This is a genomic window from Streptomyces sp. NPDC001617, from assembly GCF_053596855.1.
In genome coordinates this window covers 119654-134245 of record NZ_JBSFHA010000010.1, presented here as the reverse complement: position 1 = coordinate 134245, position 14592 = coordinate 119654, and the positions used below count along the sequence as shown (strand labels likewise).

The window sequence follows — 14592 nt, the reverse complement described above, 5'->3', positions numbered from 1 at the left end:
ACTGCGAGCAGGGGACGACAACAGCGGTGCGGTAGCGCACGACCGGTCTCCCCTCACTCGTCCCGCGCGTCACGGCGACGCACGGTGCGTGGCGAGTGTAGGGAAGGCGGAGGGGCCGGCGCACCGGATTTTCGGGGTGAAAGCCGCCCCCCTTCCGGTCCCGGAAGTTCCGCATGAACTTTCCGGGAACGGCTGGAACTTATCCACCGGGACATTAGTTTCTACGTTGCTGTAGTAACCAATGAGGCACCGGTCCGCCGACCGGTCGGGCCGGGCCTCCCATCCGAACGTCTGGAGTTCTCATGGCCCTGTGGGACCGCATCAAGGAATCCGCGTCGACGATGCAGACCCAGCTCGTGGCGAAGAAGAACGACCTGAAGAGCGGCGCCTTCCGCGACGCCAGCATGGCGATGTGCGCCCTGGTGGCCGCCGCCGACGGCACCATCGACCCGGCGGAGCGGCAGCGCGTGGCCCAGTTGATCGCCACCAACGAGGTCCTGCAGAACTTCCCCGCCGACGATCTGCGCCGCCGCTTCGAGGACAACCTGAACAAGCTGACGGCGGACTTCGCCTTCGGCAAGGTCACCGTGTTGCAGGAGATCGCCAAGGCCAAGAAGAAGCCGGCCGAGGCGCGTGCCGTCGTCCAGATCGGCATCGTGATCGGCGGCGCCGACGGCGACTTCGACAAGACCGAGCAGGCCGTCGTCCGGGAGGCCTGCTTCGCCCTCGACCTGCCTCCGCACGAGTTCGACCTCTGACCGGCCCTCCGGAGGCGGCGCCCGCTACAGCGGGGTCGCCGCCTTCAGGATCAGGAACATGGTGACCGCCGAGTTCGCCGGGGACATCGCGGACAGGACGGCCCCCTCGGACGCGGTCCACACGGCCATGCCGACGGTCGTGACCATGGGCTGCCAAGTGCGGGCGGTCAGCGCCGGGCCCAGCGGCGCGGCCACCCGGCGTGGCACGGGGCCGGGTTCGGCCGCGAGCCCGGCCAGGGCAGGAGCGGGGGTCGGCCATGAGGGGCGCGAGGGGCGGCCGGGGTGGGCGCGGAGGCGGACGGATGACGCGGCACCGCTTTGACCACCGCCCGGGCGGTGATCCGCCGGTCGCCGACCACGCGGGTCGCCTCCTCGTCGGCCCAGCGCTCGACGGTGTGGGCGACGGCCGTGCTCAGGGGCCGTGGGAGCGGGTTGACGTGGGGTCAGGGTCCGTCGGGCAGGCCATGCCTCCGGTCCTGGCCGGGATCGTGGCCGGCTTCGGCGTCAACGTCTGAGAACCGGCCACAACCCGTTCCGGTTGGTTTACACCCGCCGGAACCGGTGAGGCGGCTGGAATGTCCCAGCCCCAGACCACAACCGTCACTCCAGCAAGACCCGCACCTGAGGCCGCGGGTTCCCCGGTCGGCGCACGGGAGGCCCGGACGAGGCAGCGCGACGCCTACTTCGACAACGCGAAGTACCTGGCGATCGTGCTGGTGGCCATCGGCCACGCATGGGAGCCGCTGCGGGACGGCAGCCGTACCGTCAGCGCGCTCTACACCTTCGTCTACGCCTTCCACATGCCGGCGTTCATCGTCGTCTCCGGATACTTCTCCCGGAGCTTCGACGCGAGCCCCGGGCGGCTCAGACGGCTGGTGACCGGGGTGGCCGTCCCGTACGTCGTGTTCGAGACGGCGTACACCCTCTTCACCCGCTGGACCGACCAGGAACCGGACCGGCCGATCAGCCTGCTGGACCCGCTGTACCTGACATGGTTCCTGGTCGCGCTGTTCGTCTGGCGGCTGACCACCCCGCTCTGGCTGCGGGTGCGGTGGCCGCTGCCGATCGCGCTGGCCGTCGCGGCGCTGGCGACGGTCTCGCCGTCCATCGGCAACGATCTCGATCTGCAGCGGGTGCTGCAGTTCCTGCCGTACTTCGTGCTGGGGCTGTGTCTGCGGCCGGAGCACTTCCGGCTGGTGCGCCGCTGGAGCGTGCGGCTGGCAGCCGTTCCGGTCGCGGTCGGCGCGCTCGCCGTGGCGTACTGGACGGTGCCGCGAATGACCGGGGCCTGGTTCTTCCACCGGGACAGCGCGCCGGAACTGGGCGCGCCGACCTGGTACGGGCCACTGATGACGCTGGCCGTCTTCGGCTGCTCGACGGTGCTGGTCGTCTGCTTCCTGTCCTGGGTGCCGGGTCGTCGGATGTGGTTCACCGCACTGGGCGCGGGCACCCTCTACGGCTATCTGCTGCACGGCTTCGTCGCGCAGGGGTCGAGGTTCTGGGGCTGGTACGCGCCCGAGTGGGTCCACCGGCCGCTGGGTGAGCTCACCGCCACCCTCGTCGCCGGAGCGGTGGTGACGGTTCTGTGCACACCGCCCGTCCGGCGGATCTTCCGGTTCGTGGTGGAGCCGAACATGGAATGGGCGTTTCGACGGGATGCGCTCGACCGACGGCCCGTTCCGGAACCGGTCCGCGAACCCGGAACCCGGGCGGAGTCGCAAGCGCTGTCCTGACACAGACCGAACACGAGGAGCCACCACGTGTCCGCCAGACCGACGGACACCCCGGGCACAGTCCCCGAGCATCCCGCCAGGACCTTCCCGAGTACGCCACTCGGCGGGATGCCCCCTCTCCATGTTCCGTCGATGAGTGCCGCGAACGCTCTCCTGGGCCTGCTGGCCGTGCTCGCACGGACCGCCGGTACGGGCTACTTCGTGGTCCAGGAGTTCGCCTACGTCTCCGCCGACCGTCTCGCCCTCGCCCTCGCCCGTGAGGCGGAGGCCGGGGACAGGCGGGCCGCCCGGGCGCTGAAGGTGCTCGAGCGGTTGTCGTTCATGCTGTCCGGTGCCCAGCTGGGCATCACGGTGACCGGTCTGGTGGTCGGCTTCATCGCCGAGCCGTCGGTGTCCGCGCTGATCGAGCCGGCCCTGTCCGGCGTGGGCCTCCCGGACGCGGCGGTCACGGGCCTGTCCGTGGTGCTGGCCTTCGTGGGTGCCACGGTGGTGCAGACGGTGCTCGGCGAGCCGGCCCCGAAGAACCTCGCGATCGCCGTGCCCGATCGGCCGGCCACGTCGTTGGTCTTCACCGTCGTGCTGTCACTGACGATCCGGTGCGCGAGCAGTCACCGAATCCGCCGACAAATTCCATTGGGCCAGGGGAGCACGTCAATCCTCCGGATCCCCGAACCAGCCGCGTTCCTGGGCCAGCAGGGCTATCTGGAAGCGGGTCCGTGCGCCCAGTTGTCTACCCAGATCGCTGATATGGGTCTGAACGGTCCGGCGGCTGAGCCGCAAGGCGCGCGCGATGGCGTCGTCCTTCATCCCCGCGGACATCAGGCGAAGGATGTCCCGCGTCCGACTCTCGAGAGCGCTTTTTTGTCTTTCGGTGCTCGCGGTGGGCGAAGCGCGCCGGTTTTCCAGCGAGAGGGGCACCGCGCGCTCCCACACGCTCTCGAAAAGGGCGGACAGTACTTCCAGCAGTGTCGAGGAGTGCACGACAAGTGACCCCGCGGCGGGATCGTCCCGCCGCAGCGGCATGATCGCCGCGACGCCGTCGAAGATGACGAGTTTCATGGGCAGTCCGGGCAGGAGCCGCAGCTCCCCTTCCGCAGCGGCGCCCCGAAGGGCCGTCTCCAGGCATCCGTCGTCCGCGATTCCGTCGCTGTCGTACACGGACCGGAGCCGGACGCCGGGACGGACCGTGGCGCCCGCCGCGGTGGAAGCGTCGGTAGGGGCGATCCGCGAGGTCACATACGGCGGCTTCGCGAAATGCAGGACCTCCTGCCGACTGCTCCTCAGAAGGTGTGCATAGCGGGCGCCGACCTGTTCATCGCTCTCGACGACCTCGAAGAGGTCCGAGGCGATCTGCTGGCCCGGGGCCGTGCGATAGACCTCGTGGAGCTGCTCCGCGTACAGCTCCGCCCTGGCCAACTCCTGTCGTTTACGGGCCAGAAGGGCGCCCAGCGAGGAGCGGGGCGGGCTGGCGCTCCAACGCGTGGGCCGTTCCCCGACGCGTACGGCAAGGAGTTCGTCTTCCAGGGACCGCAGGGCGGTCCGGGCCGCCGGGGCGGACACGCCGGTCCCTGCCGCGACCGCGTCCTCGTCCGCGCCCGGGTGGCCGACCAGGTATTCCAGTGCCTGCCGGGCGAGGCCGCCCAGGCCGGTGCCTGCCCACAACACATCTAAGGAGGACACGTTCATCAGCGACTCCTCGGAAGATCGGAACGAGGTTCACGCCGATGCTACGCAAGTGCGCAACTGCGCGGGCCCGCAGGCGACGGATCTTGTCAGGCGAAGCTGCCGAGGTCAGGATGATCACAGGTCACCGGCGCGGTGATCTCCGTTCTGACCACATGTCCCGGCCCGTCAACTCCCGTGGCCGCCGCAGGGTGTGCACCCCGATCCCCGGCCGCCCGCAGCCGACCGAGAATCATTACTGTGCAGAAATAGGCCCCACGCGTTCGATTTGAGCGACGGGGTCCCGTTGGCATGGATATTTATTTCCGACCTGGATCGCATTCCCCTTTCACGGAATCGACCCAATGACATGCACATGTAACACGACGTTTATTGCCAATCGGGCCTCGAAGTACGCCAATTGATGGTGGTGAATGCGATGACCCGCATTCGCCGTCGACCCTTGCAATGCAAACTGAGGAGTGACGTTTTGCGCGTCCCACCGAGAACCGGTTCAGCTTTACGCCGAAGAGCCGCCGCCTGTCTGACCGTCCTGAGTGCCGCCGCCATGACGGTCCTGGGCATGCAGATCCCGGCCCACGCGGCGGCCCCGTCCATATCCTCGGCGTCCTCGGCATCCTCTGCCAAGAAGAAGGTCGCCCTCGAACCCTCCTGCTCCACGCCCAAGAAGGGCGAGGCCGCCTGCTTCGCCCTGCGCCGCACCGACACCAAGACCGTCAAGGGCCTGCTGGCCGCCTCCGTCACCCCCAGCGGCTACGGACCCGCCGACCTGCAGAGCGCCTACAGCCTTCCCGCCGACGGCGGTGCGGGCCAGACGATCGCCATCGTCGACGCCTACGACGATCCCAGCGCCGAGGCCGACCTGGCCGTCTACCGCGAGCAGTACGGGCTGCCCGCCTGCACCGCCGCAAACGGCTGCTTCACCAAGGTCGACCAGCGCGGCGGTACCGACTACCCCGCGCCCGACTCCGGCTGGGCCGGCGAGATCTCACTCGATCTCGACATGGTCTCCGCGGCCGCGCCGAACGCGCACATCCTGCTCGTCGAGGCGGACCAGCCAAGCTTCGAGGACCTCGGGGCGGCCGTCGACCAGGCGGTCGCGCTCGGCGCCAAGTACGTCTCCAACTCCTACGGCACCAACTACAGCAGCACCCCGGGCAGCGGCGAGAGCCCGGACGAGACGACGTACGACGCCCACTACAACCACCCCGGTGTCGCAGTGGTCGCCTCCTCGGGCGACAGCGACTTCGGGGTGGCCTACCCGGCCGTCTCCCCCTATGTGACGTCCGTCGGCGGCACCTCACTGGTCCGGGACTCCGGCACCGCACGCGGCTGGGCCGAGTCGGTCTGGAACCGCAACGGCCTCGGCCCGGGATCCGGCTGCTCCCTCTACGAGCCCAAGCCTGCCTTCCAGACGGACACCGGATGCGACAAGCGAACCGTGGCCGACGTCTCCGCCGTGGCCGACCCGGCGACCGGCGTCGCGGTCTACCAGACCTACGGCGGTGGCGGCTGGCAGGTGTACGGCGGCACCAGCGCCTCCTCTCCGATCATCGCCAGTGTGTACGCGGACGCCGGGACCCCCGTCGCGGGCACGTACCCCAACTCCTACCCGTACGCCTCCGGGACCGGTCTCCATGACGTGACCAGCGGCGACAACGGCACCTGCACCCCCGCCTACCTGTGCACCGCCGGTGCCGGCTACGACGGCCCGACCGGCCTGGGCACGCCCGACGGTCTGGCCGCGTTCCGCAGCGGCCCGCACGGGAAGCTCTCCGGCACCGTCACCGACGGCAGCACCGGCAAGCCGGTCGCCGGAGCCACCGTCACCACCCAGGGCGGCGGCACCGCGCACACCGCCGACGACGGGACCTACTCGCTCGTCCTGCCGGTCGGCAGCTACGACATCACCGTCGAAGCCTACGGCTACGCCACCAGCACCGCCTCCGGCGTGTCCCTCGCCGACGGCGACGCCCTCACCAAGAACTTCGCGCTGACACCGGTCCCCAGCCGGACGGTCTCCGGCAAGGTCACCGACGGCTCCGGCCACGGCTGGCCGCTCTACGCCAAGATCACCGCGGACGGTGTCCCCGGCGGCCCGGTGTGGACCGACCCCCTCACCGGCTCCTTCGACCTGAAGCTGCCTCAGGGCCACGACTACACCCTGCACGTGGACAGCGCCGATCCCGGCTACACGTCGCCCACCAAGAAGATCACCGTCGCGGACTCCGACCAGAGTCTGAACGTCGCGGTTCCGGTCGACCCGTGGGCGGCCGCCCCGCCCGCCGGTTACTCGGAGCATGACGAAGGCACCACCGAGACGTTCGACTCGACCGACTCCGCCCCGAAGGGCTGGAGTGTGGTCAACGCCGACGGGACGACCGGCGGCTGGACCTTCGACGACCCGGGCTCGCGCGGCAACACCACCGGCGGCGACGGCGGGTTCGCCGTCGTCGACAGCGACCACTACGGTGGCGGGGCGCACCAGGACTCGCAACTGCTCAGCCCCGTATACGACTTCACCGACGACTCCGCACCCGAGATCACCTTCGCCCATGACTACTGGGCCATCGGGGGCCAGAGCGCGGACGTCGACGCGACCACCGACGGCGGCGCCACCTGGACCAAACTCTGGTCCGCCACCGGCACCACCTTCGGCGCACAGAAGGTCGAACTCCCGCTGACCGACTTCGCCGGCAAGGGAGCGGTCCAACTACGCTTCCACTTCACTGCCTCGTTCGGCTGGTGGTGGAAGGTTGACAACGTTTTCATCGGCGATCGCCACGTCACTCCCCTCCCGGGCGGACTGCTCACCGGCACCGTGACGGATGCCAACACCTCCACGGGGCTGGTCGGCGCCACCGTGACGAGCAAGGACGACAGCAAGCAGAGCACCGTCACCCTCGCCACCCCCGACGACCCCGCCCTGGGCGACGGCGTCTACGCCCTGTTCTCCTCCCTCGGCAGCCACGGCTTCACCGCGGCGAAGCCGCACTACACCGGGCTCGACAAGACGGTGAAGGTGCGGGCCGACAGCGCGGTCGGCGCGGACTTCGCACTCGGCGCCGGGCAGCTGACGCTGGACAAGACCTCGGTCACCGCGTCGGTCGGATGGGGCGAGCAGACCACCAAGACCCTGACGGTCAAGAACACCGGCACGGCGCCCGCCACCGTCAAACTGGGGGAACAGCCCGGCGGGTTCACCATGGAGTCTGCGAAGGGCGCCCCGCTGAAGCTGGTCAAGGGCACGTACTCCCCGTTGTCGAGCAAGGCCACCGCGTCCGCCGCGGGCACCACCGCCAAGGTGGCTCCGGGAGCCGCCGGTGACGCCTGGGAGGCAGCCCCCGACCTGCCGGTCAAGCTGATGGACAACGCTGTCGCCACCAACGGTGGGAAGGTCTATTCCGCCTTCGGCTTCAACGGCAGCGCCGACACCAAGGACATGTACGTCCTCGATCCGGTCGTCGGCACCTGGACCAAGCTGGCCGGCGCGGCGGACACCCGGGAGGATCCCGCCCACGGCTTCATCGACGGCAAGTTCTACGCCGTCGGCGGCTGGGGACCCGGCGGCGACCCCGACTCCAAGCTGGAGATCTACGACCCCGGAAGCGACACCTGGACCACTGGTGCCGCCTCGCCCAAGCCCCACGCCGGCTCCGGCAACGCCGTGCTCGACGGCAAGCTCTACGTGGTCGGCGGCTGCGCGGCAGAATCCTGCGGCAGCACGGACGTCACCGCCTACGACCCGGCCACCGACACCTGGTCCACAGTGGCCGACTACCCGGAGTCGATCTCCTGGAGTTCCTGCGCCGGCATCAGCGGCAAGCTCTACTGCGCCGGCGGTTTCAACGGCAACAGCGAGGTCAAGCACTCCTACGTCTACGACCCCGCCATCAACGCCTGGTCACAGGTCGCCGACCTGCCGGTTACTCTCTGGGGCTCCGCCTACACCTCCGCCAACGGCCTGCTCGTCACCGCCGGTGGCATCACCCAGAACAGCATCACCAACCAGACCTTCGCCTTCGACCCGAAGGCCGGCACCTGGACCGCCCTCCCCAACGCCGACACCGCCACCTACCGCGGCGGAGGCGCGCTCGGCTTCTTCAAGGTCGGTGGCGGCGTCGCACTCGCAACGCCCGCAACGACGGTGGAGGTGCTGCCGGGTTACGACCAGGGAGAATCGGCCGACGTCAGCTGGCTGAGCGAGAGCGAGCAGCAGCTCACTCTTCAGCCCGGCAAGAGCTCGAAGGTGACGATCACCCTGGACGCATCCGTGGCCGAGGTGACCCAGCCGGGAGACTTCACCGCCCAGCTGTCCTTCAGCTCCGACACTCCGTACTCCGTGCCCAGGCTCCCCGTGGACATGCACGTCGCCCCGCCCGACACCTGGGGCAAGATCACCGGCACCGTGCTGGGGGTCACCTCCGCCGGCGGCACCGCGCCGATCGCCGGGGCCACCGTGCAGATCGACACCTGGGCCACGAGCTACACGCTGACGACGGACGCCGACGGCGGGTACGCCCTGTGGCTCGACGTCCGCAACAACCCGCTCGAGGTCATCGCCGCCAAGGACGGCTTCCAGCCGACCGTCGCGACAGTGAAGATCAAGAAGAAGTCCACCCTCACCAAGAACTTCACCCTCAAGAGAAAGTAGGAATGGCCGACAGCCGGGGTGGGCGGCTCCCGAACGGGGGCGTCCCACCCCGGCTTTCGGTACGGCGCTCGGCGCAAGGAGCGCGCTTCCGCGATGCGGCGCGCAGTCCTCAGCGTGCCGCCGGGCGAACCGGACGGCGCCGACATCACCATTGATCGCGGCGCTGCACCCGGGCGGCCGTGGCGTACGGGTCCTGCGCGGCACCGAGAAGACGTGGACCGGAGCCGCGCATACCATCAACTCGCCGGCGCTCGCCCGGGCACACACTGCTCGCCGCCGACGAGGAGGTCCTGCGCTCGCCGGACGCCGCCACCGACCACCCGGCGGTTCCCCTGCGCGGCCATCACGACCACATCAAGGCGGTCCTCCTGAGGTCTTCGGGCTGTAGTGGTCGACGGTGTACCGACGTTTCACCGAGTGGAGCGCGGCCCGGGTGTGGGCCAGGCTCCACCGTCTGACGCTGGACCAACTCGGCGCGAACAACCGCCGGCGGCCTGGGACTTGAGCCACTGACGCTTGGCATTCCGCCGATCCGCTCGCGTCGCGGGCCGAGGCGGCGCCCTTTTCTGCGACACCCTCCACGTACGACAACGCAACGAGGACCGCGGCCGTAAGGTCGAGGCCCTCGATTCCGTATCGTTACTACACGTAGCCGGTGTCCGAGGGGCGAGTCAACCGCTGGCGATACGGCCGTGTTGGCGCAGGGGCGGCTCAAGCTCCAAGATCCGCAGGGTGCCCCTACTGCCTCTCCATGAGAACCGGCATCCAGCGGGCGCATATTTCCGGGCCGCCGCCATCCAACGAGATCACCGACGCAGTCAAGCCAGTGGGCGAGCGGAGGCCGGTTCACGCACGACTGCGTCACCCGGCTTGCGGGGCGCTCCTCAGGGGTCGCAGGGCAGCGGCGCCGGCCCGCATCACCGCGGACACCGTTGACCCTGCCCACTGCACGAGGTCACGCGGCAAGCCGGTGTCGAGCTCGATGGTCACCCGCACGTATCGGGTGTGCAGCTGAGTGACTTTGACGGGACGCGGTACGACGGCCTCCGGTCCGCGCTGCAATGCGGCTCGGTAGGTGTCCTTGCGCTGATTCATGCCTTGTCCTGTCGCTTGATGAGTTCGTCTGCGAGGTCCATGTACGCCGAGGCTTTGACCGCCACCGGACTCCCGAATGACTGGGCGTACAAGTCGAGCCGCGGAATGTGCGTGGACAACACGTCGAATCCCCGCTCGGTGAGAGCTTCGCGGGCGTCGGCATCGGGACCGGTACGCGTGGCCTCGGCGCGATTCGTTCGGTTCAGCAGAACGGCGGCGTGGGCCGGCTGGACGCGCAAGGACTGTACGTCGCCCATCTCGCCACCGATGGGCGCCATGCGATCCAGCTCGATGGGAGCTGGAGTCACCGGCACGATCCATTCGCTTGCATACCTCATGATGCTGCGGGCGATGTGCGCGTGGTCCTCCATCTGCGGAGCGTCGAATACGACGGCCTGCCGCTCGCCCAGGAAGTCGTTCACGCGCCGGTGCACATCGCCCACCGGAAGAGCGACCACAGGAAACGGGAAGCCGCCTGCCAATTCGCTCCAGCGCAGCGCGGAGGAGGCGGGGTCGCTGTCGACCAGCAGCGGTGGCCTACCCGACTCGTGGAGTGCGTGGGCCAACCAGACTGCGCTGGTCGTCTTTCCCACCCCGGGCTTCAGGTTCACAAAGGCGTAGCTCAGCGGCACACGGGTCAACGTATGGTCGCGAGCGTCCGCCCGGCCGTCGACTCGGGCCACACCGTGCCGTCGTTCACCCTGCGGCGCCGGTGAATCATTCGTATGGGCCAGTACGGACATCGCAAGGCCCCTCCATCACCCCACCCATGCGCACGGCACGGACGTTCCTGTCAGCGGCACCGTGCTGCTGCCGTCCGGTGCCGCTCCCCGTGGTGGCTGGCCGGTGGTGTCCTGGGCACACGGAACGACGGGCGTGGCAGACGCCTGCGCGCCCTCCCGGTCGGCGAGCCTGGGCTCGGACGCCTTCGCTCAGGAGGTATGCGCGCTCCTTCGCGCCGGGTACGCGGTCACCGCCTCGGACTACCCCGGGCTGGGCGCCCCCGGGCCGCACACCTATCTGGTCGGCGCGGACGAGGGCAACGCCGTGGCCGACATCGTCACCGCGGCCGATCGGCTCGCCCCCGGCCTGGCACATGTGGGGTTCGCGGTCGGGCACGCACAAGGAGGGCAGGCCGCGCTGTTCGCCACGCACGCGGAGCGCCGGGCGCCCAGCACCTTGGAGGGGTGGTGGCCATCGCCCCGGCCAGCCACCTTGAGGCCACGCTTGCAGGGGTCAAGGCCTCCCACGTGCCCAGTGAACTGTCCTTCGCCGTCTACTCCCTGGTCGGATTGGCCGCCACCGACCCACCGCCCCCTCGGCGGACCTGCGTTCGCTGCTGGGTCCCTCGGCGGCCGTCACCGCATCCCGGGTCTTCGCCCACTGCGGGACGCACACCGGTCCCGCGCTCAGGACGCTGGACACCGAGCAGATGCTGCCGCTGAGCACGGACCAGGAGCCGCGGATGGGCGAGCGGAGGGGTGCCTACGGCGACCCCGACCGCTCCGCCGTCGCCCTGCCCACCCTGGTCATCCAGGGCGGGGCCGCCCATGATGTGCCGCCCGCATGGACCGAGGCGGTCGTGGCAGATCTGCGTCGCCTGGATTCTCCGTCAGCGGTGTACCACACCTACGCCGGCGCGGGCCACGACCAGGTCCTCGCCCAGTCCGTCTGCGACCTTCTGGCCTTCCTCCACATCCACGGCGGAGCCCGCCTTGGAGCCTGCACCCCGCCGTAGTCCACGAGACGACCGCACCGGCGGAACCGGGTCACGCTCTTCCTGGATACGCTCCAGCAGATTGCCGAACGTCTTGCGACGGGCGGTTCGTCGATCTGCACCCAACGGGCATGGGGTCACGCCCACGGCACCGCGGCGTACTACGACGTGCTTCCCGAGCCCAGCTGGACCGCGCTGACACTCAGGAGGCCGACCGTCCCGGCACAGGCCGTCGCGTTGTAGGCGACGTACATCGGGGTCGTCTGGCCCGGCGGATAGACCTGCAGGTACTGCGCGCCCGTCGGCTGGCACTGCGTGGCGGGGTAGTTACCGGCGTCTGTGACCCGCAGCAGCGCGTTGCTGGTTGCCCCCGGTGCCAGCGTCACCAGCGCGCGGGGGGCTGTGGTGTTCCGTGTGGCGGCCGGGCCGATCTGATGGACAGGGCTGCCGCCGGCGAGCGACACCCCGGGGTAGCCGTACAGGGTGCAGGTGGTCTGGGAGATGTTGGTGAAGTCGATCACCTGGTAAACGCTGCCGGCGGTACCTTGGCTGACACCTGGTCTGGCGTTCAGATCACGGGTCGCGCAGGCAGCGATGCGTCTGTGCGTCGTTCCGGCCGGTTGCGCCTGGGCGCTGGTCTTTGCACTGCTGGCCCGAGCCGTGTTGGCCGCGGTCGGAGCGGTCGTGGCCGGAGCGGTCGTGGCCGGCGCTGCAGAAGCCGTGACTGCAGCGGTGCCAACGGAGGAGGTGGCCGAGCCTGCGCTGCAGCCGGTGGCGAGCACCACGACGCAGGCAAGCACGGTGGCCGAGGATACTCGCCGGAGCGTGAGTGGAGATGACATCGGAGTTGCCCTTCTTCTGCGCACAGCGACTCATTGGCCGTGTGACACTCATGACGCTGCAGGTGCCGCGCCGGTTGTACCGGACGCGTACCAGCGACTTCACTGTTGTGTCACGCCGCTCGGGCGTGATCAGTCCTCGTGCTGGTACCGGTCAGGTCCGGTGCGCCCGTGGAGGTGGCGTGCTGGAGGTGTGTGATGGCGTCGGTGCTGGGGCGGCTGGAGGAACGGGAGCGGGCGGCCCGGAAGCGGGCGGAGGAGTTGCAGGCCGAACTGGGGAAGCTTCACCCGCGCTCCGGCAGGCACAACCGCTGCGCAGAAGGCATGGACACCGGCCTACGACGCCGACGGCACCGAGCGGCCCGGCGCCTGGGTCGCCGATTTCACCGACATGCCCGACCTGAGCACCTGGCCCAAGGGGATGCGGCTGGTCGTCCGCAAGGAACGGCCGCACCCCGGCGCCCAGTTGCGCTTCACCGACCTCGATGGGCTGCGGCTGAGCTGACCTGCTTCACCACCGACACCAAAGGCGGCCAGCTCGCCGACCTCGAACTGCGTCACCGCAGACGGGCACGCTGCGAGGACCGCATCCGAGGGGCCCGCGACACCGGTCTGCGGAATCTGCCCCTGCACGACACGGCCCAGCACCGGATCCGGCTGGAGATCGTCTCGCTCGCACTCGACCTCCTCGCCTGGATGCCCATGCTCGCCCTGACCGGCAAGGGAACCCAAACGGCTTCGCCTGCGGCTGTTCTCCGCAGCCGCTCAGTTCGTGAACACCGGCCGCCGCCACTGGCTGCGCTTCACGGCCCGATGGCCCTGGACCGACGTCATCACTCACGCGATCGCCAGGCTCCACACCCTCCCGAACCCCGGCTGACCAGCCACTTCCACCATCCCGACAACCCCCACCACCGCACCGGCGATCGAGGCTACTTCGCCGGATCCGCGGTAATGCGCGGCGTCGAAGTAGTCGTACTCCACCAGTCTTGAAGTGCCTTCCAGCCCAGCGGGCGACGTCGGGCGCCTGACGGAAAGACTTCCTCCAGGAGGGCTACCGCATCCGAGATCGTGTCTGCCCCGTTCTCCCGGTATCACCAGCCACCGACCCTGGCCGCGGCCCCCACGTCGTGGCGACCACGGAGGCGAGCGCGCCTACAGGGAGATCGGGTTCGCGCCGTACTCGTCGCGCAGGGCGGTGAGCACATCGTCCAGGCCGGGCACCCGGTCCTCGCTGCCCGGGCGCCAGACCACCCCAATGGACACCGTGATCCGCGGTGCGCTCAGCGGCACCAGCCGGTAGTCCGGGGAACGGAACACCCTGGCCGCCGGATGGTTGGGGCCGCCCGGTGTGAGGTTGAGGGCTCCGGTCCGTGACACCTGCGTGGCCACCTGTATGACATCGGTGTGCGGGAGGTCGATGATCCGGGTGACGCCGGCGGCGAGCATGGCCGCTCGAATTCCACCCATGAAGAACGGGTGCACCTTCGGCGATGCCATCAGGAATTCCCGGTGCCGCAACTCCGAGAGGGCCAGTGAATCGCACCCGGCGAACTCGTCGTCGGCTCGCATGGCCACCGCGTACGGGCCGCGGCCGACGGTCAGACTGTTCAGATCCGGTACGCCGATCGGAAGGTGGACGACCGCGAGGTCGAGGCCGTCGCCGGCCAGTTCGGCCAGCAGTTCCGCGGAGGGAGCGGGCGTGAGCGGCAGCTCGACATCCGGTGCCGTCTTGTGGAAGGCGTCCAGGACCGCGTCGACGACCAGCGGAGCCGCCAGCGGCGCCACCCCGAGCCTGCAGCGGCGGCGCCGGTAGGCCTCCGGGTCCTGGGAAAGGTGTTTCAGGGCGTCGAACCGCTCCAGGACCTCGCGGGCCGGCTCAAGGAAGTCGAGGCCGAAAGCCGTCAGCCGGACGCGGTGGTATTCACGGACGAACAGATCCGATCCGAGCTCGTGTTCCAGTTCCCTGATGCGCCGGCTCAACGGTGACGCGGTGACGTGCAGACGCTCCGCGGCACGTCCGAAGTGCAGCTCGTCGGCGACTGCCACGAAACAACGCAGCTGCTGGATGTCCACATTGCCCAGTAGATCACCGGGATCCCGCCACGGCTAC

The 14592-nt window shown here is 69.5% G+C and carries 10 protein-coding genes and 3 pseudogenes; 7 read left to right on the top strand and 6 right to left on the bottom strand.

What is annotated here, in order from left to right; genetic code table 11:
- Positions 1-302: 302 nt before the first annotated feature.
- Entirely contained in the window at positions 303-758 is a 456-nt protein-coding gene (locus ACWC09_RS10930) for a tellurite resistance TerB family protein (protein ID WP_450850223.1), read from the top strand.
- Positions 759-782: 24 nt separating this feature from the next.
- Here ACWC09_RS10930 and ACWC09_RS10925 read toward each other — a convergent pair.
- Positions 783-1192 (bottom strand): annotated as a pseudogene (locus ACWC09_RS10925) (M56 family peptidase); the annotation flags it as partial.
- Between the two features lie 141 nt (positions 1193-1333).
- On the opposite strand from ACWC09_RS10925, the gene ACWC09_RS10920 reads away from it, so the two are divergent.
- Together ACWC09_RS10920 and ACWC09_RS10915 are read left to right on the top strand one after the other, a co-directional pair.
- Positions 1334-2491 carry an acyltransferase family protein gene (locus tag ACWC09_RS10920; protein WP_450850222.1) on the top strand — a complete coding sequence of 386 codons (1158 nt, stop codon included), beginning with the start codon at positions 1334-1336 and terminating at the stop codon, positions 2489-2491.
- A gap of 132 nt (positions 2492-2623) precedes the next feature.
- Positions 2624-3085 (top strand): annotated as a pseudogene (locus tag ACWC09_RS10915) (CNNM domain-containing protein); the annotation flags it as partial.
- Between the two features lie 57 nt (positions 3086-3142).
- On the opposite strand, the gene ACWC09_RS10910 reads toward ACWC09_RS10915, so the two are convergent.
- Entirely contained in the window at positions 3143-3298 is a 156-nt protein-coding gene (locus ACWC09_RS10910) for a LuxR C-terminal-related transcriptional regulator (protein ID WP_450850261.1), read from the bottom strand.
- A gap of 447 nt (positions 3299-3745) precedes the next feature.
- On the opposite strand from ACWC09_RS10910, the gene ACWC09_RS10905 reads away from it, so the two are divergent.
- On the top strand, positions 3746-4162 hold the full coding sequence (locus tag ACWC09_RS10905; RefSeq protein WP_450850266.1) for a hypothetical protein: 417 nt from the start codon (positions 3746-3748) through the stop codon (positions 4160-4162).
- Between the two features lie 559 nt (positions 4163-4721).
- On the top strand, positions 4722-8828 hold the full coding sequence (locus ACWC09_RS10900) for a carboxypeptidase regulatory-like domain-containing protein (protein ID WP_450850221.1): 4107 nt from the start codon (positions 4722-4724) through the stop codon (positions 8826-8828).
- A gap of 1091 nt (positions 8829-9919) precedes the next feature.
- Here ACWC09_RS10900 and ACWC09_RS10895 read toward each other — a convergent pair.
- Positions 9920-10666, bottom strand: coding sequence for a nucleotide-binding protein (locus ACWC09_RS10895; protein WP_450850220.1), 747 nt, complete (start codon positions 10664-10666; stop codon positions 9920-9922).
- 722 nt (positions 10667-11388) lie between these two features.
- Here ACWC09_RS10895 and ACWC09_RS10890 point away from each other — a divergent pair.
- Complete coding sequence (locus ACWC09_RS10890) at positions 11389-11661, top strand: hypothetical protein (RefSeq protein WP_450850219.1); 273 nt, start codon at positions 11389-11391, stop codon at positions 11659-11661.
- A 140-nt stretch (positions 11662-11801) separates the two neighbouring features.
- On the opposite strand, the gene ACWC09_RS10885 is transcribed toward ACWC09_RS10890, so the two are convergent.
- A complete protein-coding gene (locus ACWC09_RS10885) occupies positions 11802-12482 on the bottom strand; it encodes a DUF4232 domain-containing protein (protein ID WP_450850218.1) in 681 nt (226 codons plus the stop codon).
- A 313-nt stretch (positions 12483-12795) separates the two neighbouring features.
- Between ACWC09_RS10885 and ACWC09_RS10880 the strand changes: the two are divergent.
- Positions 12796-13359 (top strand): annotated as a pseudogene (locus ACWC09_RS10880) (transposase); the annotation flags it as partial.
- Here ACWC09_RS10880 and ACWC09_RS10875 read toward each other — a convergent pair.
- Positions 13317-13463: a hypothetical protein gene (locus ACWC09_RS10875; RefSeq protein ID WP_450850265.1), complete on the bottom strand. Its 147-nt coding sequence runs from the start codon at positions 13461-13463 to the stop codon at positions 13317-13319. The pseudogene ACWC09_RS10880 and the gene ACWC09_RS10875 overlap by 43 nt on opposite strands.
- 171 nt (positions 13464-13634) lie before the next feature.
- The gene (locus ACWC09_RS10870) at positions 13635-14555 is read right to left on the bottom strand and encodes a LysR family transcriptional regulator (protein WP_450850217.1); all 921 of its coding nucleotides are present in this window, start codon (positions 14553-14555) and stop codon (positions 13635-13637) included.
- Positions 14556-14592 lie beyond the last annotated feature (37 nt).